General features: G+C 60.8%; 21 protein-coding genes. 13 read left to right on the top strand and 8 right to left on the bottom strand.

Features of this window, described 5'->3' with window-relative positions:
• Positions 1–141: 141 nt before the first annotated feature.
• Complete coding sequence (locus ACODSJ_RS04610) at positions 142–927, bottom strand: siderophore-interacting protein (RefSeq protein WP_489100592.1); 786 nt, start codon at positions 925–927, stop codon at positions 142–144.
• Positions 920–1,489: a PadR family transcriptional regulator gene (locus ACODSJ_RS04605; RefSeq protein ID WP_489100591.1), complete on the bottom strand. Its 570-nt coding sequence runs from the start codon at positions 1,487–1,489 to the stop codon at positions 920–922. The genes ACODSJ_RS04610 and ACODSJ_RS04605 overlap by 8 nt, the downstream gene beginning before the upstream one ends.
• A 436-nt stretch (positions 1,490–1,925) precedes the next feature.
• On the opposite strand from ACODSJ_RS04605, the gene ACODSJ_RS04600 reads away from it, so the two are divergent.
• Complete coding sequence (locus ACODSJ_RS04600; RefSeq protein WP_489100590.1) at positions 1,926–2,417, top strand: CS1 type fimbrial major subunit; 492 nt, start codon at positions 1,926–1,928, stop codon at positions 2,415–2,417.
• A 126-nt stretch (positions 2,418–2,543) separates the two neighbouring features.
• The gene (locus ACODSJ_RS04595) at positions 2,544–5,078 is read left to right on the top strand and encodes a CS1-pili formation C-terminal domain-containing protein (protein WP_489100589.1); all 2,535 of its coding nucleotides are present in this window, start codon (positions 2,544–2,546) and stop codon (positions 5,076–5,078) included.
• Between the two features lie 234 nt (positions 5,079–5,312).
• On the opposite strand, the gene ACODSJ_RS04590 is transcribed toward ACODSJ_RS04595, so the two are convergent.
• Complete coding sequence (locus ACODSJ_RS04590; RefSeq protein WP_489100602.1) at positions 5,313–5,543, bottom strand: hypothetical protein; 231 nt, start codon at positions 5,541–5,543, stop codon at positions 5,313–5,315.
• Here ACODSJ_RS04590 and ACODSJ_RS04585 point away from each other — a divergent pair.
• The 6 genes from ACODSJ_RS04585 to ACODSJ_RS04560 all read left to right on the top strand — a co-directional run bounded on the left by ACODSJ_RS04585 (position 5,431) and on the right by ACODSJ_RS04560 (position 10,663).
• On the top strand, positions 5,431–6,648 hold the full coding sequence (locus ACODSJ_RS04585; protein WP_489100600.1) for a hypothetical protein: 1,218 nt from the start codon (positions 5,431–5,433) through the stop codon (positions 6,646–6,648). The genes ACODSJ_RS04590 and ACODSJ_RS04585 overlap by 113 nt on opposite strands.
• A gap of 118 nt (positions 6,649–6,766) precedes the next feature.
• Positions 6,767–7,945: a hypothetical protein gene (locus ACODSJ_RS04580; protein ID WP_489100588.1), complete on the top strand. Its 1,179-nt coding sequence runs from the start codon at positions 6,767–6,769 to the stop codon at positions 7,943–7,945.
• A gap of 59 nt (positions 7,946–8,004) precedes the next feature.
• Positions 8,005–8,748: a fimbrial biogenesis chaperone gene (locus ACODSJ_RS04575; RefSeq protein WP_489100587.1), complete on the top strand. Its 744-nt coding sequence runs from the start codon at positions 8,005–8,007 to the stop codon at positions 8,746–8,748.
• A gap of 44 nt (positions 8,749–8,792) precedes the next feature.
• A complete protein-coding gene (locus ACODSJ_RS04570; RefSeq protein ID WP_489100586.1) occupies positions 8,793–9,275 on the top strand; it encodes a CS1 type fimbrial major subunit in 483 nt (160 codons plus the stop codon).
• Positions 9,276–9,460: 185 nt separating this feature from the next.
• Positions 9,461–9,955, top strand: a complete 495-nt coding sequence (locus tag ACODSJ_RS04565; RefSeq protein ID WP_489100585.1) for a CS1 type fimbrial major subunit — start codon at positions 9,461–9,463, stop codon at positions 9,953–9,955.
• 213 nt (positions 9,956–10,168) lie between these two features.
• Positions 10,169–10,663 carry a CS1 type fimbrial major subunit gene (locus ACODSJ_RS04560; RefSeq protein WP_489100584.1) on the top strand — a complete coding sequence of 165 codons (495 nt, stop codon included), beginning with the start codon at positions 10,169–10,171 and terminating at the stop codon, positions 10,661–10,663.
• 18 nt (positions 10,664–10,681) lie between these two features.
• Here the strand turns inward: ACODSJ_RS04560 and ACODSJ_RS04555 are convergent, their stop codons facing one another.
• A complete protein-coding gene (locus tag ACODSJ_RS04555) occupies positions 10,682–13,789 on the bottom strand; it encodes a transglycosylase domain-containing protein (protein WP_489100583.1) in 3,108 nt (1,035 codons plus the stop codon).
• 868 nt (positions 13,790–14,657) lie between these two features.
• Between ACODSJ_RS04555 and ACODSJ_RS04550 the strand changes: the two genes are divergently transcribed.
• The 5 genes from ACODSJ_RS04550 (at position 14,658) to ACODSJ_RS04530 (ending at position 20,344) form a co-directional block, all read left to right on the top strand.
• Positions 14,658–15,119, top strand: a complete 462-nt coding sequence (locus ACODSJ_RS04550) for an REP-associated tyrosine transposase (protein WP_489100582.1) — start codon at positions 14,658–14,660, stop codon at positions 15,117–15,119.
• A 638-nt stretch (positions 15,120–15,757) separates the two neighbouring features.
• Positions 15,758–17,179 carry an amino acid permease gene (locus tag ACODSJ_RS04545; RefSeq protein WP_489100581.1) on the top strand — a complete coding sequence of 474 codons (1,422 nt, stop codon included), beginning with the start codon at positions 15,758–15,760 and terminating at the stop codon, positions 17,177–17,179.
• Positions 17,180–17,343: 164 nt separating this feature from the next.
• Positions 17,344–17,718, top strand: coding sequence for a GtrA family protein (locus ACODSJ_RS04540; RefSeq protein ID WP_489100580.1), 375 nt, complete (start codon positions 17,344–17,346; stop codon positions 17,716–17,718).
• A complete protein-coding gene (locus ACODSJ_RS04535) occupies positions 17,715–18,662 on the top strand; it encodes a glycosyltransferase family 2 protein (protein ID WP_489100579.1) in 948 nt (315 codons plus the stop codon). Before ACODSJ_RS04540 ends, ACODSJ_RS04535 begins: the two co-directional genes overlap by 4 nt.
• A 41-nt stretch (positions 18,663–18,703) precedes the next feature.
• Positions 18,704–20,344, top strand: coding sequence for a glycosyltransferase family 39 protein (locus tag ACODSJ_RS04530; RefSeq protein ID WP_489100578.1), 1,641 nt, complete (start codon positions 18,704–18,706; stop codon positions 20,342–20,344).
• Here the strand turns inward: ACODSJ_RS04530 and ACODSJ_RS04525 are convergent.
• From ACODSJ_RS04525 to ACODSJ_RS04510, 4 genes are all read right to left on the bottom strand, one after another.
• Positions 20,265–21,884, bottom strand: a complete 1,620-nt coding sequence (locus ACODSJ_RS04525; RefSeq protein ID WP_489100577.1) for an FMN-binding glutamate synthase family protein — start codon at positions 21,882–21,884, stop codon at positions 20,265–20,267. The genes ACODSJ_RS04530 and ACODSJ_RS04525 overlap by 80 nt on opposite strands.
• 238 nt (positions 21,885–22,122) lie before the next feature.
• Positions 22,123–23,529, bottom strand: a complete 1,407-nt coding sequence (locus tag ACODSJ_RS04520; RefSeq protein WP_489100576.1) for an ATP-binding protein — start codon at positions 23,527–23,529, stop codon at positions 22,123–22,125.
• The gene (locus ACODSJ_RS04515) at positions 23,526–25,328 is read right to left on the bottom strand and encodes a DAHL domain-containing protein (RefSeq protein WP_489100575.1); all 1,803 of its coding nucleotides are present in this window, start codon (positions 25,326–25,328) and stop codon (positions 23,526–23,528) included. Before ACODSJ_RS04515 ends, ACODSJ_RS04520 begins: the two co-directional genes overlap by 4 nt.
• A complete protein-coding gene (locus ACODSJ_RS04510) occupies positions 25,325–26,284 on the bottom strand; it encodes a cytochrome-c peroxidase (protein ID WP_489100574.1) in 960 nt (319 codons plus the stop codon). Before ACODSJ_RS04510 ends, ACODSJ_RS04515 begins: the two co-directional genes overlap by 4 nt.
• Positions 26,285–26,304 lie beyond the last annotated feature (20 nt).

Here is a 26,304-nt window from a genome sequence, read left to right as displayed (position 1 = left end):
GAGAAACTGGCCTCGTGAAACCTTAACTGGTGTCCAGAATTACTTGACCAGTTCACTGCGCAGCCCAGCGGGAGCAAGCTCCCTCGCCACAGGGGTTGTATTCGGCCAATGATGAAGGGTACTTCAGCAACAAGCAGCCCCTCAATCTTCCTCACTGCCATCCAGCTTCCAATACCCCACCGCCTTCACAAAATCCGGGTCCACGCCTTTGTCCTCAAGCAACACCCGGCGGATCTGCCGCGAGACCTTGCTCTCCGTCGCCACCCAGGCATACAGCGTGCCGCCGGGCATTTCCAGGTGTTGCACGGTGGTCAGCAGGTTGTCCCGGCGACCTTCGCGCAGCACCCAGATCACATGCACCTGCGCCGGGCTGTGGAGAATCTGCTGCTCGGCGCCGTTTTCCACTTCCACCACCACCAGGGCGCGGCGGGCGGGCGCCAGGCCTTCGAGGCGGCGGGCGATGGCGGGCAGGGCGGTTTCATCGCCGATCAGCAGGTAGCTGTCGAAAATGTCCGGCACGATCATCGAGCCCCGTGGCCCGGCGATGTGCAGGTACTGCCCCGGCGCCGCCTGGGCCGCCCAGGTCGAGGCGGGGCCGTCGCCGTGGAGTACGAAATCGATGTCCAGCTCCAGGCTGTCCAGGTCGTAGCGGCGCGGGGTGTAGTCGCGCATCTCGGGCGTCGGGCCCTGGGCCTTGGCCGCGCCGGGGGTGAAGTTTTCCAGGGCGGCATGTTCCTCGGCGTTCTGCGGGAACAGCAGCTTCACGTGATCGTCGCTGCCCAGGCTGGCGAACCCGGCCAGCTCCGCCCCGCCCAGAGTGATGCGGCGCATGCGCGGGGTCAGGTCTTGCACCCGCAGCACTTGCAGGCGACGCCGCTTGATCTCGTGGGTGACGCGGTGAATGGCAGTTGGATCGACTTCATTCATGGCTTGACTCCGAAACGGGCGGACGGTCGGGACCGTCGATGATGGCTTTGGCGGTGTCGTTAAGCAGGTCGCGCACCCGTCGGATTTCTTCCGGGCTCCAGCGGCCATGATGCTTTTGCAGCGCATGCCGCAGGTTATACACCGCTTCATGGATCTCCGGGGGCCGATCACGGCCGTGCAGCATGCGCCGGCTGCTTTCGATGCGCAGGTGCACCTCTTCCAGCGCCACCGCTTGTTCTTCAAGGGATAGGCGTCCGGCCTCGGTCACGCTGTAGCTTTTTTTCCCGTCATCGACGCCGCAGGTGACCAGTGCGCTCACTTCCAGGAACGTCAGCGTCGGGTAGATCACCCCGGGGCTGGGGCTGTAGGCGCCATCGAACATGTTCTCGATGCGTCGGATCAGGTCGTAGCCGTGGCAAGGCTGTTCGGCAATCAATGCCAGGGCCAGCAGCTTCAGGTCGCCGGAAGCGAAGACCCGAGGCCCGCGGCTGCCGCGCTCGCGCGCAGCCGGGCGATCAAAACCGTCGTGTTCGCGTTTGGGATGGGAATAAGGGACGGCCATATGCTGTTCTCCATTCTGCATAAGTGAGTATCGAGATATAACTTTCGCCCTGTGATATATCTTCTAGCCTTAACAAGGGCTGGAACTAAGATATATCAAGTTTGTTGGCGGGCTACTTGTGATGAAACAAGACCTTACCTGAATGTGACGGGTAGGCGGGTGATGGGTTTTTACATGTGGTTTTTCTTGACAATGGGCAATGCCACGGTGCTGCGGGGCGTGTGGGCTGTTTCTGACATACAAACTTAAAGTTTACATATAGGCGGGTATTTTTCGCGCATTCGTATGCCGCATTTACTACAAGCTTGTGGGAAATTGCCTGCTTTTTTTTAGTTGGAGAGCGCCGATCATGCCCGGCGTTGGAAATGCAGCCAAAAGTTGTGCTGGCGGCAATTCCAACCTTTCTCTATTTATGCCAAGAACAGGTGTTAACAACATGCTCAAACAACTCGTAACCGCCGCTTCCCTGACTGCCGCTGCCCTGGCCTCTTCGACGGCCTTCGCGGTCGATGATGCGCGCTCCTCCATCCACATCACCGCGAACATCCCGAGCCAGCAGTTCCACGTGCAGCCACGCGACCCGAACTTCGGTAAAGACGAAGTCATGAGCTACAACACCGTCAGCGGCACCTTGACTGCGCTGCGCCAGACCTTCGATGTGAAGAACACCGACGGTTCGGTCCATGCCTACATCGAAGGTGGCCCGGCGGCGCTGTACAACGGCCGGGACGCCATTAACCTGACCACCAAGTTCAATGGCATCACCCTGACCGCCCTGGCTCAGGAAGTGGTCGATGACGCCACCTCCACCCCAGGCACCCAGGCTGACATGTCCATCGTCGCGGATCGTCCGCTGGATACCCAGAACGGCCTGTACACCGCCGACATGACCGTCATCTTCGACGCCGTACCACGCGTTACCCCGTAACGCCATTCGATGCCCGTCGAGTTTCACCTCGCTGCACGGGCATTGTCGCAGGCCGGCCGGCGCTCCCCCGCCGGGCGGCCCGCACCTGAAACGCCCTGATCGCTCGCTGATGATGAGAATCCGTTGATGTTTCCGATGACACCCATCGCGGGTGCGCTCGCGCTATTGCTGTGCGCGAATGCAATGGCCGCGCCGACTGCCCCCGGTACGACACCCAGGAGCCTGCTGGCCCAGGCCAAGGGGCTGCCGGCTGAGTTTGAATCGCATTTTTTCGATGTGCCTCTGGCGGTTCGTGTTGAACTCAATCAACAGTACCTCGGTGAAGCCATGGTGGTCTTGACGCGGGACGATCGCATTACCCTGCTCGAATTCACCGACACCCAGGACAGCCCCATAAAAGCGGTCGATCGCGATCAATGGGAGCAACACCTCAAGCAAGGACAAAAGCTGGGTGCCTGTGAAGGCAGTTGCCCGTCCGGGCTGCTGGCCGTGCACTACAGCCTTGAAAATTCATTGGTGTCGATCCTGACCAGGGACGTGGAGCGCGCCAACGAAACCAAGCGTTATCACGATCAGCCGGAAGGCGGCAGCCTCGGCCTGATCTTCAACAACCAACTGAACATCAACGGCGGCCAGGAACAAGACACGGGCGGGCGCTATGGCCTCAACGCCAGTTCCAGCGTCGGCAACTGGAGCCAGTCACTGGACCTTCAGCTGTCACGTCTTGGTGGCCCGGACGACCAGCTGTACCACGCCATCTACGAGCTCTACACCCAACGGGAGATGGAAGGGAATTTTTTCCGCCTGGGTTATTTCACCCCCAGCTCCGATGGCCTGAACCGTCAGATCCGTTCGTTCGGTGCCAACCCGGACACCGCGCTCGGGGTGATGTACGGCAGCTCCGACAGCCTGGTGGTCGAAAACCCCAAGCCCAGTGTCTACCCGATTTATGTCACCGCCAACCGCCAGGCCTCGGTGGAAATTTATCGCAGCGGCCTGTTGATCAATACCCAGGCGGTCAGCGCCGGCTTGCAGAGCCTGGACACCCGGCCCTTGCCCGGCGGCATCTATGAAGTGGAAGTGCGGCTGGTCGAGGACGGACAAACCACCGCCACCAGCCAGGAGCTGGTCTACAAACCGAATAACTGGAGTAACTCCGAAGATCGCTGGCGCTACAACCTGTTCGCCGGACGTGAAACCCGGCTGTGGAGCAACTGGGAAGACCAGCCCTCGGGGTTCAACACCGCGGGCCTGGGCTTCAACTACCTGGCCCATCCACGGGTGATCCTGGGCGCCTCCACCCGCCAGGTGCAAGACAAGCTGCAAGTGGGCACCTCGATCGACTGGACCCTGGCCAGCCATACCAGCCTGTACGCCAACGTCTACCAGACCCAGCAGTACGGCACCGGCATGGACATCCAGGGCCTGTACAGCTACGGCCACGGCAGCGTCGTGGCGAGCCACAATCGCAGCTGGCTGGACACCCGCAACACCTACGAAACCCTGCCGGACGGCACCCGCATCCGCCAGCGCAACGTCTTCGTCGGCCAAACCAGCAACTCCTCGCTGTCGGTCAACCATCGCTTGAGCAACAAGACCTCCGTCAACGGGCGGCTGGCCTACAGCGAAGGCAATGTCCAGGGCACCGGCCTGGACCTGGGCCTCACCCAGCGCGGCAAGCTGCGCGGCAGCGATGCCAACTGGCGGTTGTCGGTGTTCGATCGGCCGGGCACGTCGAGCACGGCCGAGCGACGCAATCGCGGCATCGACCTGAGCGTCAACGTCGCGCTGGGCGGGCCGGGCGAGTACTGGTCGGGCAGCGTCGGCACCCGCACGTCACGCGAGGGCGACCGGGACAACAATGCCTCGCTGACCTATCGCCGCGACCTGGAAGATCACGTGCTGCAAAGCGTCTCTGCCACCGCGTTGGCCGACACCTACGGCGTGGGCATGTCCGGCCTCGCCAGTTTCATGACCGACTCGCTCTACGGCGACGGTTTCGTCCAGCGTTCGTCCTACAACGACAACCTCACCGGCGGCTTGAACCTGAGCAGCACCGTGGCCGTGGGCGGCCATAAAACCGCCTTCACCGGCCTGCCCCAGGGACGCGGCGCCGGCATGATCGTCGACGTGGAAACCGACCTGGACGACGTCGCCCTGCGTGCCGACGACTTGACCGGCGGCAGCACCGTATTGCGTCCGGGCCGTAACTTCGTCCCCATCACCGCCTACAAGAACAGCATGGTGACCTTCGATTTTGACGGCGTGCACCCGCCCGCCGCGAACATCCAGCCTTCGCGCACCCGCTACCACTTGAACAAGGGGGGCGTGGACTACCGCAAGATCCAGGTGATGAAAACCGTGACCGTGCTCGGTCGCCTGGTGGACGAACAGGGCGAGCCGCTCAGGGGCCATCACGTCATCAACCACGCCAGTCGCGGCGTCAGCGAGGCGGACGGCTTCTTCTCCATGGAAATGAACGCCAGCTCGCCCACCCTGGAAGTGCGCCACGGCAGCGAACTGTTCTGCCGCTTCCGCCTCGACCCGGACAACGCCGAGCGCGAGGGCGATGTGTTGATGATCGGTGATCTGCGCTGCACCCCGGACACCCTGGCCGATACGACGATTGCGGGGGCCGACCGTGCGAAACAGCGCTCATGAAGGTGTGGGGGCAAAAGGGTGCTCACGAGGCTGAGACCAACGCTTGCTCATGGACTGTGGGAGCAAAGCTTGCTCAATGAACTGTGGGAGCAAAGCTTGCTCGCGATGAACGATGACGCGGTTCACCGGGAAACCGAGGCGCCTGCATCGCGGGCAAGCCTTGCTCCCACAGGGGAGTGGTTCCCACAGAGATGGAGGGGCCACAGATGAGTGGTTTCCACAGATGAATGATTTTCACAGATGAATGATTTCCACAGATGTATTGCTCGCCAGCCCTTCGCGGCGATTCGCTTTGATGCATGAGGTTGTATTGATGAAATGTTTATCGACGGCAGGACGTGGCGTGGTTTCGGTGTTGTTGTTCGCCGCGCTCCTGGCTGGCGCCCCCGCGGCCAATGCACTGACCCAGAACATCAGTGCGCTTTTTCGGCCCGATCCTGCAAAACCGATGGAGAACAAGTTCACCAATACCACGCCGGTGAGCGGGTACTGCTCCCAATTCCCAAGAGAATGTCAGATCACCGGTATGTTCAGTATCCGGATGCCGATTATTTTCAACTCGACAGGGCCAATTCAGGCCAATCACCCAACTAATCGGCAAGGCGCCATGTTCAAGGTGCCCGCCAATTGGCGTCCGGCAACCGTGACTCATTCAAGCACTGGTGAAAGTGAAGTGGTTGAAGTGCGGGTGTCAGGTATCGGTTCGCAATATCGGCTCAGTGTCAGCCCGGTCGAGTTGGTGGGGGGGGGCGTAAGTGTCGTGACGGCTCACGGCAGGCTGTGGGGGAACAGTTGGGTGAACGCGCCTTCGCCTTGTCGTTATAGCGGAGTAGGGATTTATTCGGTTAACCAATACGCATTTTTCTGGAAGACGCCACAGGAGAGTGCCTGTTCTAAACAGGCTAAGTACCTGGTTCCAGACTTGCGATACAACTACCTGGACTTCGCCTACGAACTACGCACGCCCAACCCCTTGAAGATGTCGACGGGTCACTACACCGGCTCGTTGAACTACAGCGTCGGACCGGGGCAAGATTTCGACATGGGCGACGTCATGATCCCGAACGATTCGGTGATCACCCTCAACTTCAATCTCGAAGTCCAGCACACCCTCAAAATCGAAGTCCCCCCCGGTGGCAACCGTGTCGACCTGGAGCCCCAGGAAGGCTGGCAAGCGTGGCTCAACAGCGGGCGCAAGCCGACGCGGCTGTTCCGTGACCAGCGCTTCCATCTCTCGGCCTCCTCGCGTTTCAAGATGGCCCTCGAATGCCAATACGTCAGCGGCAACACCTGCGCGGTGGCGGAACCCGATACCGGCCACGCCGTGCCGGTGGACATCAGCGTCAGCCTGCCCGATGGCGTCACCGACGCCGCCGGCCAACCGGTCAACCGCCGCCGGCTGGGGCGCGATGGCAGTGGCACGGAACTGTTCCAGCCGGGTTTCTACATCGATCGTCGCTCGGGAACCCTGCACTTCGACGTGGGCCGCACCTATGTCGAAGAGATGCTGGGCACTGGCGCCAAGGCCTATAGCGGCAACGTCACCGTGATCTGGGATTCGGAAGTTTAAACGCAGGGTTCGACGGATGTTTTTCCCCGCCACGATTCGCTTTGATGCGTGAGGTGCACAGATGGAACTATCGAGGAAACTGGCAAGCGGTTTGGTTTCAGCGGTCTGGTTGGCTTGGTTGCCGACAGTCGATGCCGCCAGCGTGAACATTACCGCGCAATTCCGGGCAGACAGCGCCAAGCCCCAAGAGAACAAGTTCGTCAACACCACGCCCAACGGGGGGTATTGCCAGCAGTTCGTTGCGCTGTGCCAGTCGGCGGGGATATTCAGCCTGAGGTTGGGCGCGTCCCCTTCAGGCGGCCCGATCCAGGCCAATCATGCAGACGCCCGGCAAGGAGCAATGCTTAAAGTCCCGGCCAACTGGCGTCCGGTGCAGGTGACCCATGCAGGGACAGGTCACACCGAAACCCTTGAATTGCGCGTCGCCGGAATAGGCGGGGCCCTCGCGCTCACGCCCAACCCGGTGGACATTGTCGGTGGCGGCGTGAGTGACGAAACCGCCTACAACATGATCTTCGGCACGACCTGGTGGCAAGCCCCGGCGCCCTGTGTGCGGCAAGGGGCGACGATTTCCCACGCCTGGTTCTTCTGGCGCACGCCAGCGGAAGAGGCTTGTGCCAAACCGTCCCGCTACCCGATTGCCCGGCTCCAGTACCAAGACTTGAGCTTCGCCTACGAACTGCGCACGCCGAATCCCTTGAAAATGGCGGGCGGCCAGTACCGGGGCTCGCTGGTGCTCGGTCTCGGGCCCGGCCAGGACTTTGACTTCGGTGACGTTGTGGCCGCCAACGATACGGCCCTCACGCTCAATTTCACCTTGGATGTCGAGCACGTCCTCAAGGTGGAAATTCCGCCGGGAGGCAACCGGGTGGAGCTGGAGCCGCGAGAGGGCTGGAAAACCTGGTTGAGCAACGGCAGCAAACCGACCGTGCTTTTTCGCGACCACCCGTTCCATATCTCGACGTCCAGCCCGTTCACGATGAGGCTCGAATGCCGCTACATGGCCGGCACCGAGTGCGGGGTCACGGCGCCGGGCTCCGCGATCTATTACCCGGTGGACGTCATGGTCACGCTGCCCGAAGGGTTGACCGGCAGCACCGGGCAACCGGTCAACCGCCAGGCGGTGCCGGTGGCGGGCTTTTCCAATCCCGCTCGATTCCTGCCCCTCAGGTACATCGACCGCAAGCCCGGCACCCTGCATTTCCAGATCCGCAGCAGCAGCGTCGCCGCGATGCTCGACCGTGCGCCCGACACCTATACCGGCAGCGTCACGGTGGTCTGGGATTCAGAGGTTTGAAGGGCTTGCCGTCCGGCGGTGTCCAGCAAGTTGCGTTTAATACATGAGGTTCAGAAGTGATGAAGCATCTATTGGCATGGGTTGGTTTTCTGGTGTTTTGCGGCGTGGCCCAGGCGGGGCCGCAGATTGGGGTCGGGGTGGTCTACGACTACCTCGACGGTGACAAGAGCACCTACATGAAGCGGGTATTCAACGGCGGCACCTCCACGGCGTTCGTCAAGGTCAACGTCCTGGAGATCATCTACAACGAAGATGGCACCTACCAGGAAATACCCCTGCAAGACCAGGCCGGTGCCGCCGCCAAGGATGGCCTGATGGCCAGCCCGGCGCGCCTCATCGTGCCGGCCAACGCCATGCAAGGCACTCGCTTGTTGTTCATGGGCAACCGCGACAAGGAGCGTTACTTCCGTGTGCGTTTCGTGCCGGTGGTGCCGGAGGCCGAGGACGAGTTCGCCATCAGCGCCGAGGAGCGCGAGGAATACAAGAAGGAACGCGTGGCGGCCGGGGTCAAGGTCCTGGCGGGTTACGGCACGGTGTTCTTCGTGCGGCCCAAGCACACCCGTTTCGAGACGGTGATCGATGAAAGCGCCAACCGTTACCAGATGCGCAACAACGGCAACAGTGTCGTGGTGATCGACGAGTTCAAGGACTGTGTCGCGAAGACAGACAACGACTGCCGGCCGACGATCAAGCACCACATCATGGCCGGCCGCACGTTTTCGTTCGACAAGGAAGCGGGGCGCGAATACCGCTTCACGCTGATCGAGGGCGGCAAGAGCCGCGCCGTCGAGGTCAAGGGCTGATGGTCGCCGTCGCCGAACCGTCGCAGATGCCACAGGTAATCCATATGTCCAAGACACTGCTGCGCCCCCTCGCGTTGACCGCCCTGATGCTGCCTTGGGGCCTGGCCTGGGGGGCGGTCGAGCGGGAGACGTTCGAACTCCACGTGACCATCCCGACGGTGGACTTTTATGTCCTGCCCCTGGACCCGCAATTGGTCCAGCGCGAGCAACGCCTGCCGTACAGCACCATCACCAGCGACCTCACGCCGCTGCGGGCGACCTACGAGGTGAAGAGCACCCTCGGTGCCATCGGTGCGCGCCTGGCTGACGAGGCTTATTTGTCCAATGGCCGTGATCGCATCGACTTGAAGGTGACGTTCAACAACGTCGAACTGACCCTGGATTCGAACGAGGTTGTATCGGCTATCGAAGCCCGGCCCGGGCGCCAGGTGCCGCTGGAAATCGCCGCGATCAAGCCCCGTGAGGGATACAGGTCGGGCGCCTACTACGGCACGGTGCACATGGTGTTCGATGCGATTGCACCGTGAAGAGCCAAGGCATGGCGCTGGTGTTGCGAGCCCCCGTGGCGAGGGAGCTTGCTCCCGCTCGCCTGCGCAGCAGGCGCAAAAATCCCGGGTTGAAAAGCGAGGGCGGCTTCGCCCCCCAGCGGGAGCAAGCTCCCTCGCCACGGGCAGTGGTGCTTCGTTCTATTTCTAATAAAAAGGTATCAAGCATGTTCAAGAAAATAATGCCCGTCATGGCCTTGGCCGTTGCAACCCTGAGCCCCTCACTGGCGTCGGCGGTCGATGATGCGCTCACCTCCATCCACATCACGGCGAATATTCCGAACAAGAATTTCCATGTGCAGCCACGCAACCCTGATTTCGGCAAGGATGAGGTGATGCACTACAACCCGGTGACCAAAATGCTGACCCCGCTGCGCCAGACCTTCGATGTGAAGCACACCGAAGGTTCGATCCATGCGTACATCGAGGGGCTGCAATGGCTCTACAACGGGCGGCATTCGATTCCCCTCATCACCTCGTTCAACAATGTCTCACTGGACAGTGTTCCGCAGGAAGTGGTGGATGACGCAACGTCCACGCCAGGTACCCAGGCTGAGATGGTCATCTTCGCGCCTTGGCCGATCGCTCCCAACCAGGCGACAGGTTTGTACACCGGGCATCTCACGGTGATCTTCGACGCCGTCCCCCGGATAAGCCTGTAAACCTGCGCCATACCCCGATGGATTGCACGCTGCAATCCCCCCGTGGCGAGGGAGCTTGCTCCCGCTCGCCTGCGCAGCAGGCGCAATACCGGCATGGCTGAACAATTCCCGGAAGTTGAAAAGCGAGGGCGGCTTCGCCCCCCAGCGGGAGCAAGCTCCCTCGCCACGGGAAACTGCATTTCGTTTCATTACTAAAGAAGAGAGGTACCAAGCATGTTAAAAAAAATAATATCGGTGACAGCCTTGGGTGTTGCTGTCTTGAGTCCTTCGCTGGTGTCGGCGGCTGATGATGCGCGCACAGCCATCCATATCACGGCGAACGTTCCGAACAAGCAGTTTCATGTGCAGCCGCGTAATCCGGACTTCGGTAAAGACGAGTACATGTACTACGACCCGGTAAACAACAACCTGAGTTCGTTGCGCCAGACCTACGACGTGAAAAATACCGACGGTTCGGTCCATGCCTACATCCAGGAAGGCAGGGCCTTCCTGGACAATGGCACGGTTAACATTCCCCTGAGTGTCGAGTTCAACGGCGTCTATTTGCTCGGCACGCCTCAAGAAGTGGTGGACGATGCCTCGTCCACGCCAGGCACCCAGGCCGACATGCTCATCCGTGCGAACGCCATGACGGTCAAGCGTTACCCAGGGCTGTACACCGGCCAGTTCACGGTGATTTTCGACGCGGTGCCGCGCATCACCCTGTAACTGTCACCGTACGGCGCCTTACTGCCTCGCCACCAACGGCTTGCACTGGGTCTGGCTGCCCGGTTGCAGGTATGGCGAGAGAATCGGCGCCATGCCCTTGAGCACCTGCACCGGCAAGGCCGAGGTGAACTTGAAGTTCTGCGCCGAGGCCCCCGGGACAAAGGCGGTGAGGGTGCCGAAATGGCTGTCGCCGATGTAGAAGACGAAGGTGGCGGTGCGGTTGATCGCCTTGGAGCTGATCACCCGTCCACCGGCACCGATGGCTTCGATGCGGTTGTCGCCGGTGCCGGTCTTGCCGCCCATGGCCAGCGGTGTGCCGTCCGCCAGTTTGAAACTGCCCGCCACCCGTTTCGCGGTGCCGGCATCGACGACTTGCGACAGCGCACCGCGCAAGGCCTGGGCCACCTCGGCCGGCATCACCCGTTTGCCTTTGTCCGGATCGTTGAGCAGGCGTGTCTCGTAGGGCGTACCCACGGCAAAATCCAGGCTGTCGACCCGCAGCGCCGGTTGGCGGATGCCGTCGTTGAGGATGGTGCCCACCAACTCCGCCAGCGCGGCGGGACGGTCGCCGGAGCTGCCGATGGCGGTGGCGAGCGACGGCACCAGGTGGTCGAACGGGTAGCCGACTTTCTGCCAGCGTTGGTGAATATCCAGGAACGCCTCGATCTCCAGCATGGTGCGGATGCGGCTGTCGCGGGCGCTCTTGTGCTTGCTCTTGAACAGCCAACTGTAGACTTCCTGGCGCTCGAACTGGCTGGCCTTGACGATCTGGCTGAACTTGGCGTCGGGGTTGTTCAGAAGGTAGCCCATCAACCACAGATCCAGCGGGTGGACCTTGGCGATGAAGCCCTGGTCCGGCAGGTCGTAGGCGCCGGGGCCGTAGCTCTGGTAGAGCCGTTCCAGGCGTTCGTCGGTGAGTTTCTCAGGGTCCTTGACCGACTTGAGGTGCGAGCGCACGAACAGGTTGAAGCTCTCCTGGCTGTCGCCGGGAAAGAAATAGCGGTGCACTGCGGCCAGGCGGATCGCGGTGGGACGCATGCCGTCGAGGAAGGTTTCCAGGCGTTGGGCGGTGTCTTTCTTCTGGTATTTCTTCCAGAACCTGAGCAGGAACGAGGTGCCTTCGCGGTCGGCGAACTGGGCCAGGTACTCCTGGCGGCGCGGGTCCTGGTCGTCCTTGAGCAGTTCGGAACTGTTGTTGGGGCCGGCGTAGGTGGCGTAGCGCACCAGGTCGCGCATCAGGCGGATGAACGGCAGGTTGATCGATTCACGCAAAGCGTCGCGCAGTGTCGGGTTGCGGCCGTTGTCCTCGCTGCGGAAGTTATGGAAGGTGTGCAACCCGCCACCCGTGAAGAACGCCTCGCCGGGGCTGGCCGAATAGGTGCGGTCCAGCGCGGCGTCGAGCATTTTCGGCAGGCTGCGGTCGGTGTTCTGGATCAAGTAGTCGACAGCCCAGCGGGAGAGGCGGTCCGGTTCGGCAATCTCGATTTTCTTCAGCTCGGCCGGGGTCTGCTGGGCGTAGCGGTCATGCAGTTCGGCGATGATTTGCAGGTAGGTGGTGAGCACCCGCAATTTGGCCGTAGAACCCAGTTCCAGCTTGCTGCCCTCGTTGATGTCGAAAGGCTGGTCGGTGCTGTCGGTTTGCACCCGCACACGCGAGCCATCGGGGGTCAGCTCCAGCAGGGTGAAGCTGTAGCGCACCTGGGTGGTGCTGGTGGGGGTCAGCAGGCGTTCGCCCATCAGGCCGATCTCGGTGGCGAACGCCGGGTCGGCCAGGTGCTTGAGGTATTCGGTGGCCTGGGCCTGCAAGTCGCTTTGCAAGGTGCTGGTGGCGGAAAGGTCCAGGCGATCGAGGTCGTAGAGTGGGCGGTTGAGCAGCGTGGCGAGGCGGCTGCGGGCGGCGCTGATGCCTTTGTTGGTTTCGTTGGGCTGGATCGTCGGTTCCTGCACCCAATCGCGGTAACTGACCTTGCTCGCCAGGGCGGCCGCGGCCAATGGCGCGTCGATCACGCCGTTCTGGGCCAGCAGCCGGATGTGGCTGTCGGTCAGGCTCGCCAGTTCGTCGTGGCCCTTGGACAGGTAGTGGGACGGCCGCCGCTGGGCGATCATCAAGGAGAGCATTTCCCGCAGGGCCAGGCCTTTTTCCGCCAGGCTCTGCGGGTCGCTGGCATCACTGAACAGCCGTTCGTTGGCCCGTTTGAAGTCGGCGCCGTACCAGACCCGCAAGCCTTCGGCCATGCCATGCACTTCACCGTGTCCCGGCACGGCAGACAGTGGCACGCTGTTGAGGTAGTCACGGATGATTCGCTGCCGCGCTTCGAGCGTCTGCGGGCCGGCCTGGTAGGCCCGCACGCTGGCGGAAATCATCTGGCGAATCTTCTCGCCACCCGACACGGTGAGGCCTTCGGGGGAGTGGCGGTACTTTTCCAACTGCGTCGCCAGGGTACTGCCACCGGCGGATTGCCCCGGCAGGCTCAACAGCTTGGCCACCTGCGACCACGCCGCCATGCCGAAGCGCGGCCAGTCCACCGCCGGGTTTGCCAAAGGTTGCTTGGGGTCGAGCAGGAAACGGTTCTCGATAAACAGCAGGCTCTGCACCACCACCGGCGGGATCGCGTCGAAACTGGCGTACAGCTGTTGCGGGTACTTGAACTGGTAGAGCGGGGCGGCGCGGCAATCGGTGATGGTCAGCCCGGCCTGGATCTTTTCGGGGTAGGGCACGAACAGGCCTTTTTCGACGTACTTCATCAAGGCGGGAGAAAAATGCGCCTGGGACTGGATCACGTAGTCACGCTTGAGCAACCGCGGCAGGAACTCCCCCAGCGCGCTGTAGCCCAGGCGCCGGTCGAACGGTCCGGCACCCGGATAGACGATGGCATCGCTGGGGCCTGGTTGGACGGCGTAGCTCAGGGACGCGGCGTAATGGCTGATCTCCCGGGCCTGGAACCGGGACGTGCGCATTTCCTTGGCCACCGCGAGCCCAACCACCACGATGATAATCAGCAGCAGCAACCAGAACGCCCGCCAACCATGCCGGGCGCGACGCTTTTTTTGGGGTGAAGGCGCTTCTTCCATACGTTCAGCCGGGACCACAGGTTCATGCGAATCGGTTTGCCACAAAGCGCCCATAGTCGACTGATCCATTCAAGCAGATTGATCGGACTTGCTTGAAGCTTAGACGGTGGTTGGCGGGGGGTAGGGGAAAATGTGGGGAGGCCTATTCCGAACACTCTCGAGACGCCATTGGCCAATACACCCCCCGTGGCGAGGGAGCTTGCTCCCGCTGGGCTGCAAAGCAGCTCCCCCTCAAGCAGAACGCAATCCACCAGAAACACCACGGCAACAGGTTTCAGGGCTGCTGCGCACCCCAGCGGGAGCAAGCTCCCTCGCCACGAAAAGCGGGTGAGTCAGTGCCGGTGTTGGAGGCCATCCAAAGCGATTCCACCGCTGAACCCGAGCCACCTACCCCCCCCCGTGGCGAGGGAGCTTGCTCCCGCTGGGCTGCAAAGCAGCCCCCTCCTCAAGCAGAACGCAATCCACCTGAAACACCACGACAGCAGGTTTCAGGGCTGCTTCGCACCCCAGCGGGAGCAAGCTCCCTCGCCACAAAAAGCAAGTGAGTCAGTACCGGTGTCGGAGGCCATCCAAAGCGATTCCACCGCTGAACCCGAGCCACCTACCCCCCCGTGGCGAGGGAGCTTGCTCCCGCTGGGCTGCAAAGCAGCCCCCCCTCAAGCAGAACGCAATCCACCAGAAACACCACGGCAACAGGTTTCAGGGCTGCTGCGCACCCCAGCGGGAGCAAGCTCCCTCGCCACGAAAAGCGGGTGAGTCGGTGAGGTCGGTATAAGCCATTACAAATGAAAATTCGCCGTCGACCCTGAGCCAACCACAGGGACTACGTTGTTTTCGGAAAAGTCGCTCGACCATCATCGCGTCGGTTCGTTACGGGTGAAGCTACCGTAAATAGCTTCTCTCACCTACAGGAAACCAAGGAATGCATCCGCCACGTCCAAACTCTCATCGCTTGCGTCAAGGCCGCTCTTCGGAACAGGGGAGAGGCTACCTCGTCACTACGGTCGTTCACCAACGCACACCCATCTTCAAGGACTGGCAACTGGGCCGCTTATTGGTTGCAGAAATGCGCCAGGCTCACGAGCGAGGTCAGGTCAATTCGCTGGCCTGGGTTGTGATGCCGGACCATCTGCATTGGCTGGTGCAGTTGGAGCAAACTCAACTCACACAGGTGATGCAGAGGGTCAAATCGTGCAGCACCCTGACGATCAATCGAGCAATGAACAGGCACGGCGCCTTCTGGCAAAGCGGTTTCCATGACCGTGCGATCCGCGACAACCAGGACCTGAGGCCCTTTGCCCGCTACATCGTCGCCAATCCACTTCGTGCAGGGCTGGTGGATCGTATCGGTGACTACCCACTCTGGGATGCGATATGGCTCTAGCGGCGAGTGAATCGGCACGGCCAATATCGGCCATCCAAAGCGATTCCACCGCTGAACCCGAGCCACCCACACCCCCCGTGGCGAGGGAGCTTGCTCCCGCTGGGCTGCAAAGCAGCCCCCTCCTCAAGCAGAACGCAATCCACCTGAAACACCACGACAGCAGGTTTCAGGGCTGCTGCGCACCCCAGCGGGAGCAAGCTCCCTCGCCACAAAAAGCGGGTGAGTCAGTGCCGGTGTTGGAGGCCCTCCAAAGCGATTCCACCGCTGAACTCGAGTCACCACAACAGTCGATGTTGGCTGTAATCCCTGTGCTAGAGCCTTAAACCCCATTCCAAGGCATGACGCTGCACCCTCCCTGTGCAATACTCGCGAGCATTTCGCGAAACGTCTGTAATCCTGGACAAAGCCTCTCATGGGATGCGTTTCTGTTGAGGCTTAGTCCTGAATTTCCCTGGTTTTACAGTGAATCTCTCTATCTCCGGCTTCTTATACTGCACGGCCCACCGATCCTGGTGCTGGTGTCCCCAAGGACGGTCTGTCCACGAAGCAGACCCGGTTTCGGCAAGGTGGCAGGCCTATCGGCCTGTGGCCTTGGACACTCGGTGGTCAATCCAATAACAAGACGAGGTTGTATCCCTATGGCTGTCGGCAATCATCTGCCCCACGGCGAGACCGCGCAGGGTGGTCCGCTCAAACGTGAACTCGGCGAACGACATATCCGCCTGATGGCGCTTGGCGCCTGCATCGGTGTCGGGCTGTTTCTCGGTTCGGCCAAGGCCATCGAGATGGCCGGGCCGGCGATCATGCTGTCCTACATCATTGGCGGCCTGGCGATTCTGGTGATCATGCGCGCCCTGGGCGAGATGGCCGTGCACAACCCCGTGGCCGGTTCGTTCAGCCGTTATGCCCAGGACTACCTCGGCCCGTTGGCCGGGTTCCTGACCGGTTGGAACTACTGGTTCCTGTGGCTGGTGACCTGCGTGGCGGAGATCACGGCGGTGGCCGTGTACATGGGCATCTGGTTCCCCGACGTGCCGCGCTGGATCTGGGCCCTGGCGGCACTGCTGAGCATGGGTTCGATCAACCTGATTGCGGTGAAGGCCTTCGGCGAGTTCGAGTTCTGGTTCGCCCTGATCAAGATCGTGACCATCATTGCCATGGTCATCGGCGGCGTCGGCATCATCGCCTTCGGCTTCGGCAACGAGGGCGTGGCCCTGGGCATTTCCAACCTCTGGACCCATGGCGGCTTCATGCCCAACGGCGTGCAGGGCGTGTTGATGTCCCTGCAAATGGTGATGTTCGCCTACCTGGGCGTGGAGATGATCGGCCTGACCGCCGGTGAAGCGAAAAACCCGCAAAAAACCATCCCCGATGCCATCGGCTCGGTGTTCTGGCGGATCCTGCTGTTCTACGTCGGCGCGTTGTTCGTGATCCTGTCGATCTACCCGTGGAACGAGATCGGCACCCAGGGCAGCCCTTTCGTGATGACTTTCGAGCGCCTGGGCATCAAGACCGCCGCCGGTATCATCAACTTCGTGGTGATCACGGCCGCGCTGTCGTCTTGCAACGGCGGCATCTTCAGCACCGGGCGGATGCTCTACAGCCTGGCGCAGAACGGCCAGGCCCCGGCCGGTTTTGCCAAGACCTCGGCCAACGGCGTACCGCGTCGCGCCTTGCTGTTGTCCATCGCCGCACTGTTGCTGGGCGTGCTGCTCAACTACCTGGTGCCGGAGAAAGTCTTCGTCTGGGTGACCTCCATCGCCACCTTCGGCGCGATCTGGACCTGGGTGATGATCCTGCTGGCCCAGCTCAAGTTCCGCAAAAGCCTGAGCCCGTCGGAGCGTGCGGCCCTGAAATTCCGCCTGTGGCTGTACCCGATCAGCTCATACCTGACGCTGGCGTTCCTGGTGCTGGTGGTGGGATTGATGGCGTACTTCCCCGATACGCGCGTGGCGCTGTATGTCGGCCCGGCGTTCCTGGTGTTGCTGACGGTGCTGTTCCATGTCTTCAAGTTGCAACCCACTGCGGTTGTGCAGGGGGCGGTGCGTTCGGTTTCGTAGGTCAATCGATGTAAAAAGAGCCCCGGTCTGATGATCGGGGCTCTTTTTTGTGGGGTGTCCCTGGCAATCGAACTACAACGCACCTGTTAGTTCTTACAGTAGACCGGGTACAGGCAGCCCCCTAGATTAATACCGCCTGAAGCGTTGACCGGCTCGGAGCGAGTATGAAAGCGATATGGAAAGGATTTTTCTGCTACTCCCTGGTTGGACTCGCCAACACACTGATCCACTGGCAAGTCTTTTTCGTGCTGAGAGTGGCTGTCGGCCTTAGCCAGGCAACGAGCAATTTAGTTGCCTTTTGCGTAGCGGCCTCATTCTCCTTCTATGTCAATGCGCTTTACACCTTCGAAGCCAAGATCTCAGTGTTGGGCTATGTTCTTTTCATAGGCGTAATGGGCGTGCTCAGCTTCGTCGTCGGCTATCTGGGGGATCGTTGGCATGTCCATGGCTTGCTGACGGTGACGGTATTTTCACTATTGAGCCTGGTGATTGGTTTCCTATTGTCCCGGTTCGTGGTGTTTCGCGGACGTCGTGCATGAATATTTCGCTGATCGTTCCGGTGTTCAACGAAGAGCAGGCAATCGACCTGTTTTATCAAAGTGTTCGCCGGCACCCGGCGCTGAAAGACCATGCTGTCGAGATTGTCATTATCAACGATGGCAGCAGCGACCAGACCGCCTCCCTGGCCCGTGCTATTGCGTTGGCGGACAGCCAAGTGCTGTTGATCAATTTTTCCCGCAACTTTGGCAAGGAGCCTGCGTTGTTTGCCGGGCTCGAACATGCCAGCGGTGACGCCGTAATCCCGATGGACGTGGATCTGCAAGACCCCATCGACGTCATTCCGCAGATGATCGCTGAATGGGAAAAAGGCGCCGAAGTTGTGCTGGCCAAGCGCCGCAACCGCTCATCCGACAGTTACCTCAAGCGCCGGGGCGCGGCGCTGTTCTATCGAGTGCTCAATCGCATTGCCTATCCTCACATTGAACAGAACGTAGGGGACTTTCGCCTGATGGACCGCAAGGTGGTGGAGGTGGTCAAGGCCCTTCCCGAATACCAGTTGTTCATGAAGGGCGTGTTGTCGTGGGCCGGTTTCAACACGGTCGTCATTGAGTACGACCGCCCCCGCCGCGCTGCCGGCAAGAGCAAGTTCAATGGTTGGCAATTGTGGAACCTGGCCCTCGAGGGCATCACGTCATTCAGTACCGTGCCGTTGCGGTTATGGACCTATGTGGGGAGCTGTATCTCGCTGCTTTCGTTTTTATACGCGGTTTACATGGCTCTGGACAAAATCGTGTTTGGTAACGATGTACCGGGTTATCCGTCATTGATGGTCGCGATTCTGTTCCTGGGCGGCGTGCAACTGGTGGGTATCGGTGTGCTGGGCGAATACATCGGGCGGATCTACCTGGAAACCAAGCACCGGCCCCGGTACGTCATCAAGGAAATGGTCCGGGGAGGGGCCATGACCCGAAATAAACCGTGAAGCCAGGAGCGATCAGCCAAATTCTCAAGGAGTCATGCCCCATGAAGATGCCTCACATCGGCTTGGGAACGCACTCAGGTCGATGGGCTGATCGTTCAGCTTTGTTTGCGCTGGTCATCCTTGCGCTGGTCGTACGATTTCATGGGATCACCGTACCTGCTATCTGGTATGACGAGGCGTTCAGCATCCTGCTAGCCAGGCACGAGCCCTTGCAGATCTGGTCGATCACGGCACGAGACGTTCACCCGCCCCTTTATTACCTCGTGCTGCACTACTGGATGGTGTGGTTCGGCGACGGGGTCTTGGCGGTGAGGTCGCTCAGTGTGCTAGCCGATGTGGGCACGGTCTTGCTGAGCATCAAGTTGATGAGCCTGATTGCCACGCGCAGGGCAACCTGGATCGCTGCGTTGCTCTTGGCGTTGCTGCCGATTTCGGTCCGTTACAGCCAGGAAGCGCGCATGTATACCTTGCTCGGATTCTGGCTGATGGGGGCGACCGTGGCTTTGGTGTGCTGGGTTAAAGCGCCTGGAAGCCGACGTTTGCCGGTGACCTATGTACTGCTGATGAGTGCCGCGTTCTACACCCATTACTTCGCCGCGTTGTGTGTCCTTGCCCACTGGTTTTATTGGTGGTGGGGCCGTCCGGGGAAATACCAGACTGTCCTTCCGGTGCGCCCGTGGATACTGGTCAACGGTGCGATCGTGATGCTGTTCGTGCCGTGGTTGCCTCCCTTCATTGATCAACTGGCTGGTAGGCAGGGGCTTGAATGGATACCGCCGATCACAGGACAGGCAGTGTTTAGTCTCTTTTGGCAGTTCGTTATGTTGAATGGGCCGTGGGTGCAGTTGTCTTACGTGGGGGCGTTGCCTTTACTCGTGCTCATTGCACTCGCGGTCATACTGCTTTGGAAAGATGATAGCCAGCGTCGATTCAGCGGTTTAGTGGTTGGCTATTTTTTTATTCCGATTGTAGTTCTTGCCCTGGTGGCATTATTTGTTCCGGTATTTGTTCCTCGATATCTGGTATTTGCTGCGGTCGGCTTGCCATTCATCGTTGCCGTTGCTTTGGATATGTTGGTGTCACGATCAAGCATACTGATCTTGGCCATGGCCATTATTGGAGCAGTAGAGATACAGGGGTTGCAGGTTATCTATCGACAAACGGAGGGTTTGAGCGGAATTGGTTTTCGTAGGGATTTTGGCTTTGATGCGCTGGCAAGCATGATTAAGCAAGCGGTTCGGCCAGATGATCAAATTGTGCTTGAGTCAATAAGATCGTACGTGGAATTCAGTTACTACAATAAAACCGGTATACGGCCGAAGTTATACCTCCGCTTGTCGTCTGATACCGCTCAGGAAAACTCCTATCGAAACGGCTACGCCTTGATTGACGAAGATTTCCAGGGGAGGTATCTGAATAACCTGGATTCATTGAGGTGCTACGGGCGCAGGATCTGGTGGGTAGCTCCCGAATCTGACACCAAGCCTTTATCAGAAAAAGAATGGGAGCAAACCCTTACCCTTGTGGATGGGGCGATGGTTGCTTCTTTGTTTACCCTCAAAACACCCGCAGCCCCAGATGAGGTTGGCAACCCAATGGTCGTTACGCAGCCTCAACATCCCCCGGCTCAAAACTGTCCGCCCGCGCCATCTGCCACATCCGCGAATAAAACTCCCCAGTGACCTCACCGGTCAGCAATTCCCCCGGTTTCAAGAACACGTGCAACTGCGAAAACAACTTGATCTCGGTGGCCGACATGCGCCGCACCAGATGCTTGGGTTGCAGTTGCGAAGGGTGGTCCAGGCCGGCGGCGGCGAGCATTTCGGCCAGGGCCTTGAGGGTGTTGCGGTGGAAGTTGTAGACCCGCTGGGCTTTGTCCGGGACCACCAGGGCGCGCTGGCGCAGGGTGTCCTGGGTGGCGACGCCGGTGGGGCATTTGTTGGTGTGGCAGCTTTGCGACTGGATGCAGCCGATGGCGAACATGAAGCCCCGGGCGGCGTTGGCCCAGTCGGCGCCGATGGCCAGGACGCTGGCGATGTCGAAGGCGCTGACAATCTTGCCGCTGGCGCCGAGCTTGATTTTGTCGCGCAGGTTCAGGCCCACCAGGGTGTTGTGCACGAACAGCAGGCCTTCGCGCAGCGGCACGCCGATGTGGTCGGTGAACTCCACGGGCGCCGCGCCCGTGCCGCCTTCCTTGCCGTCCACCACGATGAAGTCGGGCAGGATGCCGGTTTCCAGCATGGCCTTGGCGATGCCCATGAACTCCCACGGATGGCCCAGGCAGAACTTGAAGCCCACCGGTTTGCCACCGGACAGTTCGCGCAGTTGCCGGACGAACTGCATCAGTTCCAAAGGCGTGGAGAACGCGCTGTGGCGTGACGGCGAAACACAATCCTCGCCCATGGAAATGCCGCGGGTCTCGGCGATTTCCCGGGTGACTTTATGCTTGGGCAGGATGCCGCCGTGGCCGGGCTTGGCGCCCTGGCTCATCTTGATCTCGATCATGCGCACTTGCGGGTTCTGCGCCTGGGCGGCGAAACGCTCGGGGTCGAAGTGGCCGTCGGGGGTGCGACAGCCGAAATAGCCGCTGCCCAGCTCCCAGGTCAGGTCGCCGCCGTGTTCGCGGTGGTAGGGGCTGATGCTGCCTTCGCCGGTGTCGTGGGCGAAGTTGCCGAGCTTGGCGCCCTGGTTCAGCGCCCGGATGGCGTTGGCGCTCAGGGAGCCGAAGCTCATGGCCGAGATGTTGAACACCGAGGCCGAATACGGCTGGCTGCACTGTGGACCGCCGACGGTGACGCGAAAACCGCTGGGGTCGCTGAGCGGGGCCGGGCGCATGGAGTGGCCGATGAATTCGAAGCCGGTCTGGTAAACGTCGATCAGGGTGCCGAACGGCTTATCGGCGCTTTCGTTCTTGGCCCGGGAGTAGACCAGCGAGCGCTGGGCCCGGGAGAAGGGCAGGGCGTCGCTGTCGGATTCGAGCAGGTACTGGCGGATCTCCGGGCGGATGCCTTCGACCAGGTAGCGGATGTTGCCCAGGATCGGATAGTTGCGCCGCACGGCGTGGCGGTTTTGCAGCAGGTCGAACAAGCCCAGCAAGCTCAACAGCCCGGTTACCAGCGTGATCGGCCAGAGCCAGTCGTGTTGCAGGAACGGCAGGCTGGCGAGCGTGAAGATCACGCAGCCGGCAAAAAAAGCGTAACGGCTCAGCAGCGACAGGCTCATACGGTTTCCTTGGGAGAGGCGGTTGGCGAGACATTAGCTTGGAATGCAGCTTGTGGCGAGGGAGCAAGCCTCCACAATGGGGGGCGGTCAGTGAGCGCCAGAACACCTGTGGGAGCAAAGCTTGCTCGCGATGGCGGTTGCACATTCAACATCCACATTGACTGTTGCACCGCCATCGCGAGCAAGCTTTGCTCCCACAGGGTCACACAATGTCATACAGTTTTTGCAGTTGCCTCGCTCAACTCGCCTGCTTCATCTGCCGCACCGGCAGCTCCACGCGGAAGGTGGTGCCGACGCCAACTTCGCTGCGTACGGTGATTTCGCCGTTGTGTTTCTTCACGATGCCGTAGGACAGCGACAGCCCGAGCCCCGTGCCCTGGCCGATGGGTTTGGTGGTGAAGAACGGGTCGAAGATTTTCTGCAGGGTCTCGGGGGGGATGCCCGAGCCGTTGTCGGCGACTTCGATCCACACGGTTTCGTCACCGACACCGTTGCGCAGGGTGATGGTGCCGCGTTCGGGGCCGATGGCCTGGGCGGCGTTGACGATCAGGTTCATGATTACCTGGTTGATCTGGGACGGCAGGCATTCCACTTCCGGCAACGGCGTGTATTGCTTGACCACGTCGGCCTTGTACTTGATTTCATTGGCGACGATGTTCAGTGTCGAATCCATGCCCTGTTGCAGATTGGCCATCTGCCATTCCTGATTGGAGTCGACGCGGGAGAAGTCCTTGAGGTCCTTGACGATCTGTCCGACCCGGGCGATGCCGTCCTTGGATTCCTTGATCAGCAGTGGAATGTCCTCGATAAGGAAATCCAGTTCCACCTGCTCGCGCAGTTTTCTCAAGCGCACCACCAGCTCGGGCGAGGCGATGGCTTCTTCGGCCCTGTCATAGGCCTGGAGCATTTCCTGGAGTTTGCCGAAATAACCGTCCAGGGCGCCCAGGTTGGAAGAGATGAAGCCGATCGGATTGTTGATCTCATGGGCCACCCCGGCCGCCAGTTGGCCTAGCGAGGCGAGTTTTTCCGATTGCACCAGCTGGGTTTCGAGCATCTTGCGTTCGTCGATCTCCATCTGCAGCAGTTCGCTGGCTTGCTTGAACGCCTGGGTCCGTTGTTCCACCAAGTCTTCAAGCTTGTTCATCTTCAATTGCGCGCGGGAGGTCATTTCCCATTTGGTGGTCAGGGTGTTGGCCATCTGCTGGACTTCGATGTTGTCGAAGGGCTTTTTCAGGATCAGCAGCCGGTCGTGGCCGTTCAGGCGGTCGAGCAGTTCGTCCCAGGAATAATCCGAGTACGCCGTACAGACCACCACTTGCAGCTGGGGGTCGCGCTTCCACAGTTCTTCGATGGTCTTGGCGCCATCCCACCCTTCGGGCATGCGCATGTCGACGAAGGCCAGGGCATAGGGACGGTCCTTGGCCGTGGCGTCCAGCAATTTGCCCAGGCCTTCCTGGCCGCCGTAGGCCGAGTCGAGCTCGAAGACGGTGGTGACAGGTTTCGGCGCTTCGCCGAACAGCGCGTTTTCCATGTCCAGCAGGTCGGCGTTGCCCTCGTCTTCCGGCGTGAGGATCTTGCGAAAATCGTCATGAATGGCGGGTGTATCGTCGATCAACAGGACGCGGCGGTTACTCATGCTATTCATTGTTCACCCTCTGCAAGTTTCAGGGGCAGTTGCAGTTCGAACGTCGCCCCCTTGCCTGGCCCCTCGCTGTGGGCGGTGAGGTGGCCGTTCATCTCGATGGCCGCCAGTGCGCAGCTGTGCAGGCCAAACCCGTGGCCTTCCTTGCGGGTGGTAAAACCGTGGGCGAAGATGCGCGTCATGTTTTCCTGCGGGATGCCTTCGCCTTCGTCCTTGACGCTGATTTGCAGGGTCTCGCCATTTAGGACTGCGGCCTTGAGGGTCATGTTCCGCGCATGATTGGAAACTCCCGCCATGGCGTACTTGGCGTTGCTGATCAGGTTGATCAGGATCAGCAGCAAGCGGTGCTTGTCCCCCATGATCCGCGGCACTTCGCCGTATTCCTTTATCACCGTGACATGGTGGCGGGTCAGCGCGCCGGAGTTCATGCGCAGGGCATCTTCGAGCAGCTCGCTGATCACCAGCGGTTCCAGCAGGCTGTTGGCGCCGGCGTAGGATTGCTGGGTGGAGACGATGTCCTTGATGTGGTCCACGCTCTTGCTCAGTTGCCCCAGCTCGTCGATCAGGCCTTGCTGCTCGGTGCCGATGGCCTCCACCAGTTGGTTGAGGTAACCCGGCAGCAGCTTGCCTTTGGGGTCTTCGCTGAGGAAATGCCCCAGGTCATCGGGGTGTTCATTGATCAGCTGCATGGCCTTGCCCAGGCCCAGGGCCTTGCTGCTGCGCAGCTTGCGACTGACCAGGTCGGCGGAGATGTTCACGCTGTTGAGCACGTTGCCGACGTTGTGCAGCACGTTGGTGGCGATTTCCGCCATGCCGGCCTGGCGGGCCGTGTCCATCAGCTCGCTCTGGGTGTCCTTGAGCTGTCGGGTGCGCTCTTCGACCCGTTGCTCCAGTTCATCGTTGGCGGTCTTCAGGGCGTTGTTGACGCTTTTAGTTTCGGCGAAGCTGCGCATCAGCCGGATCGCCAGCCAGATCAGGATCAGCACCAGGAACGTGGCGAACACCAGCAGCAGCACATGGTTGCGTTGGTATTGGGCGGCGGCTTTTTCCTGGTCCTGCTCGAGCAGCTTGGAGATGGTGTCGAGGCGGTCGGACAAGGACACGGTCTCGACGCCCACCAGCAACTCATTGACCCGTGGCTGCTCGCGCAGCACCAGTGCGATGTGTTTGCTCAGGATCTCCACGGAACTACGTAGCCCCTGGGGCAGGCGTTCCTTGTTGACCTCGAGCCGGTTCAACCCCAGGAGCACTTCCGCGGCGATCTCCGGTGTGGTGAGCTGAGCGTATTCCATGCTGCTTAGCAGCAGGTCATAGGTGTCGACGGCAACGTTTTGCAGCGCCAGTTTGTCCGCGTCGGAGAGTTGGGCGAATTGGCCCTGGATGTCGTCCTCGGCGGTGGGCAGGAACGCCAGGGAGTTGCGCAGTATCGAGTTGTGGGACTTGAACTGTTCCACCAGGCGGGTTTTTTCCTTGACCGCCTTGAGGTATTCCTCGCGCTGGCTATCCCAGAGGGTGGGGGCGTGGCGACCAGGCTGCGACTCGATGGCGTCCAGGCGCTGCCACAGGCGCGTCATCTCGTGCAGGGGCGAGACCAGGGGGTCGTAATTGTGGCTCAGGGCGACGCGCGCCTTGAGGACTTCGTTGTCCCAGATGGCGTCCTGCTGCTTGAGCTGGCGCACCAGGTCTCGCGATTCGATGTACGAGGCGGCTTGCTGCGCGCTCGAATTGATGTACATGAACAGCAGCACCGAAGCGAGCAATATGCCGATGAACAATAGGCCGAGGCGGCGCAGGAGGGTCATAGCGGCTTGCCCTCCGATTCACCGGTCAGGGTCTTGAGGAATTCGACGATCAGTTCCGTGTCCTTGCCGGCAGGTTCGCGTCCCAGCTGGTACCTGAACATCACTTCCACCGCCTTCTCCAGGGTGGGTGCGGAACCGGCATGAAAATACGGCGCGGTGAGGGCGACGTTGCGCAGGCTTGGAACCTTGAACACCTGGCGGTCCGCTTCGTCGCCGGTGACGTTGAAGCGCCCTTCGTCGGCTGGGGTCACGTTGCCCCGGTCGCGGATGTAGTCGCCCATCACGCCGAACTTCTGGAACATGTTGCCGCCGATGTTCACGCCCTGGTGGCAAGCGATGCAGCCGTATTCCTTGAAGCGCTGGTAACCGAATTTTTCCCTGGGTGTGAGGATGTCGGTATTGCCCAGCAGGTATTGGTCGAAGCGCGAGTTGGGGGTTTGCAGGGTACGTTCGTAATCGGCCAGCGCGCCCTGGATATTGGGCTGGGTCACGCCATCGGGGTACGCCTCCTTGAAATCCTTGGCGTAACCGGGGTCGTCGGCGATGCGCTTGACCACCGCCTCCCAGGTGTTGCCCATTTCCGTGGGGCTGATCACCACCGCGTGGACTTGTTCTTCCAGGGTGTCGACGCGACCGTCCCAGAACTGATGGAAGTTCAGGCTGGCGTTGAACACCGTGGGGGTGTTGACCGCCAGCGGCTTGCCGTCGAAGCCCAGGGAAAACTGCTTGTCGTCCGCGCCGCCCTTGTCCAGTCGATGGCAGCTGGCGCAGGACAGGGTGTTGTTGACCGACAGTCGTGGGTCATTGAACAGCCGCAACCCCAGCTGGACACGCTTGGGGTCCAGGGCTGGAATCGGTGGCAAGGGTTTGAGCGGTTCGTCCAGTGGCGCGGCGTGAGCGGCCAGGCTCGTTCCCAGAAGCAGGCCGAGCGCCAGAATCAGTCCATGTGATGCCATGGGGTGTGTTCCTTGAAAAC

Source organism: Pseudomonas sp. FG6, assembly GCF_057809015.1.
This window is presented reverse-complemented; position numbering and strand designations above follow the sequence as displayed.

Coding starts and splice junctions, on each gene's coding strand:
- ACODSJ_RS04610 (WP_489100592.1), bottom strand. CDS start 927: ATGAATGAAGTCGATCCAACTGCCATTCACCGCGTCACCCACGAGATC.
- ACODSJ_RS04605 (WP_489100591.1), bottom strand. CDS start 1,489: ATGGCCGTCCCTTATTCCCATCCCAAACGCGAACACGACGGTTTTGAT.
- ACODSJ_RS04600 (WP_489100590.1), top strand. CDS start 1,926: ATGCTCAAACAACTCGTAACCGCCGCTTCCCTGACTGCCGCTGCCCTG.
- ACODSJ_RS04595 (WP_489100589.1), top strand. CDS start 2,544: ATGTTTCCGATGACACCCATCGCGGGTGCGCTCGCGCTATTGCTGTGC.
- ACODSJ_RS04575 (WP_489100587.1), top strand. CDS start 8,005: ATGAAGCATCTATTGGCATGGGTTGGTTTTCTGGTGTTTTGCGGCGTG.
- ACODSJ_RS04570 (WP_489100586.1), top strand. CDS start 8,793: ATGTCCAAGACACTGCTGCGCCCCCTCGCGTTGACCGCCCTGATGCTG.
- ACODSJ_RS04565 (WP_489100585.1), top strand. CDS start 9,461: ATGTTCAAGAAAATAATGCCCGTCATGGCCTTGGCCGTTGCAACCCTG.
- ACODSJ_RS04560 (WP_489100584.1), top strand. CDS start 10,169: ATGTTAAAAAAAATAATATCGGTGACAGCCTTGGGTGTTGCTGTCTTG.
- ACODSJ_RS04555 (WP_489100583.1), bottom strand. CDS start 13,789: ATGGGCGCTTTGTGGCAAACCGATTCGCATGAACCTGTGGTCCCGGCT.
- ACODSJ_RS04550 (WP_489100582.1), top strand. CDS start 14,658: ATGCATCCGCCACGTCCAAACTCTCATCGCTTGCGTCAAGGCCGCTCT.
- ACODSJ_RS04545 (WP_489100581.1), top strand. CDS start 15,758: ATGGCTGTCGGCAATCATCTGCCCCACGGCGAGACCGCGCAGGGTGGT.
- ACODSJ_RS04540 (WP_489100580.1), top strand. CDS start 17,344: ATGAAAGCGATATGGAAAGGATTTTTCTGCTACTCCCTGGTTGGACTC.
- ACODSJ_RS04535 (WP_489100579.1), top strand. CDS start 17,715: ATGAATATTTCGCTGATCGTTCCGGTGTTCAACGAAGAGCAGGCAATC.
- ACODSJ_RS04530 (WP_489100578.1), top strand. CDS start 18,704: ATGAAGATGCCTCACATCGGCTTGGGAACGCACTCAGGTCGATGGGCT.
- ACODSJ_RS04525 (WP_489100577.1), bottom strand. CDS start 21,884: ATGAGCCTGTCGCTGCTGAGCCGTTACGCTTTTTTTGCCGGCTGCGTG.
- ACODSJ_RS04520 (WP_489100576.1), bottom strand. CDS start 23,529: ATGAATAGCATGAGTAACCGCCGCGTCCTGTTGATCGACGATACACCC.
- ACODSJ_RS04515 (WP_489100575.1), bottom strand. CDS start 25,328: ATGACCCTCCTGCGCCGCCTCGGCCTATTGTTCATCGGCATATTGCTC.
- ACODSJ_RS04510 (WP_489100574.1), bottom strand. CDS start 26,284: ATGGCATCACATGGACTGATTCTGGCGCTCGGCCTGCTTCTGGGAACG.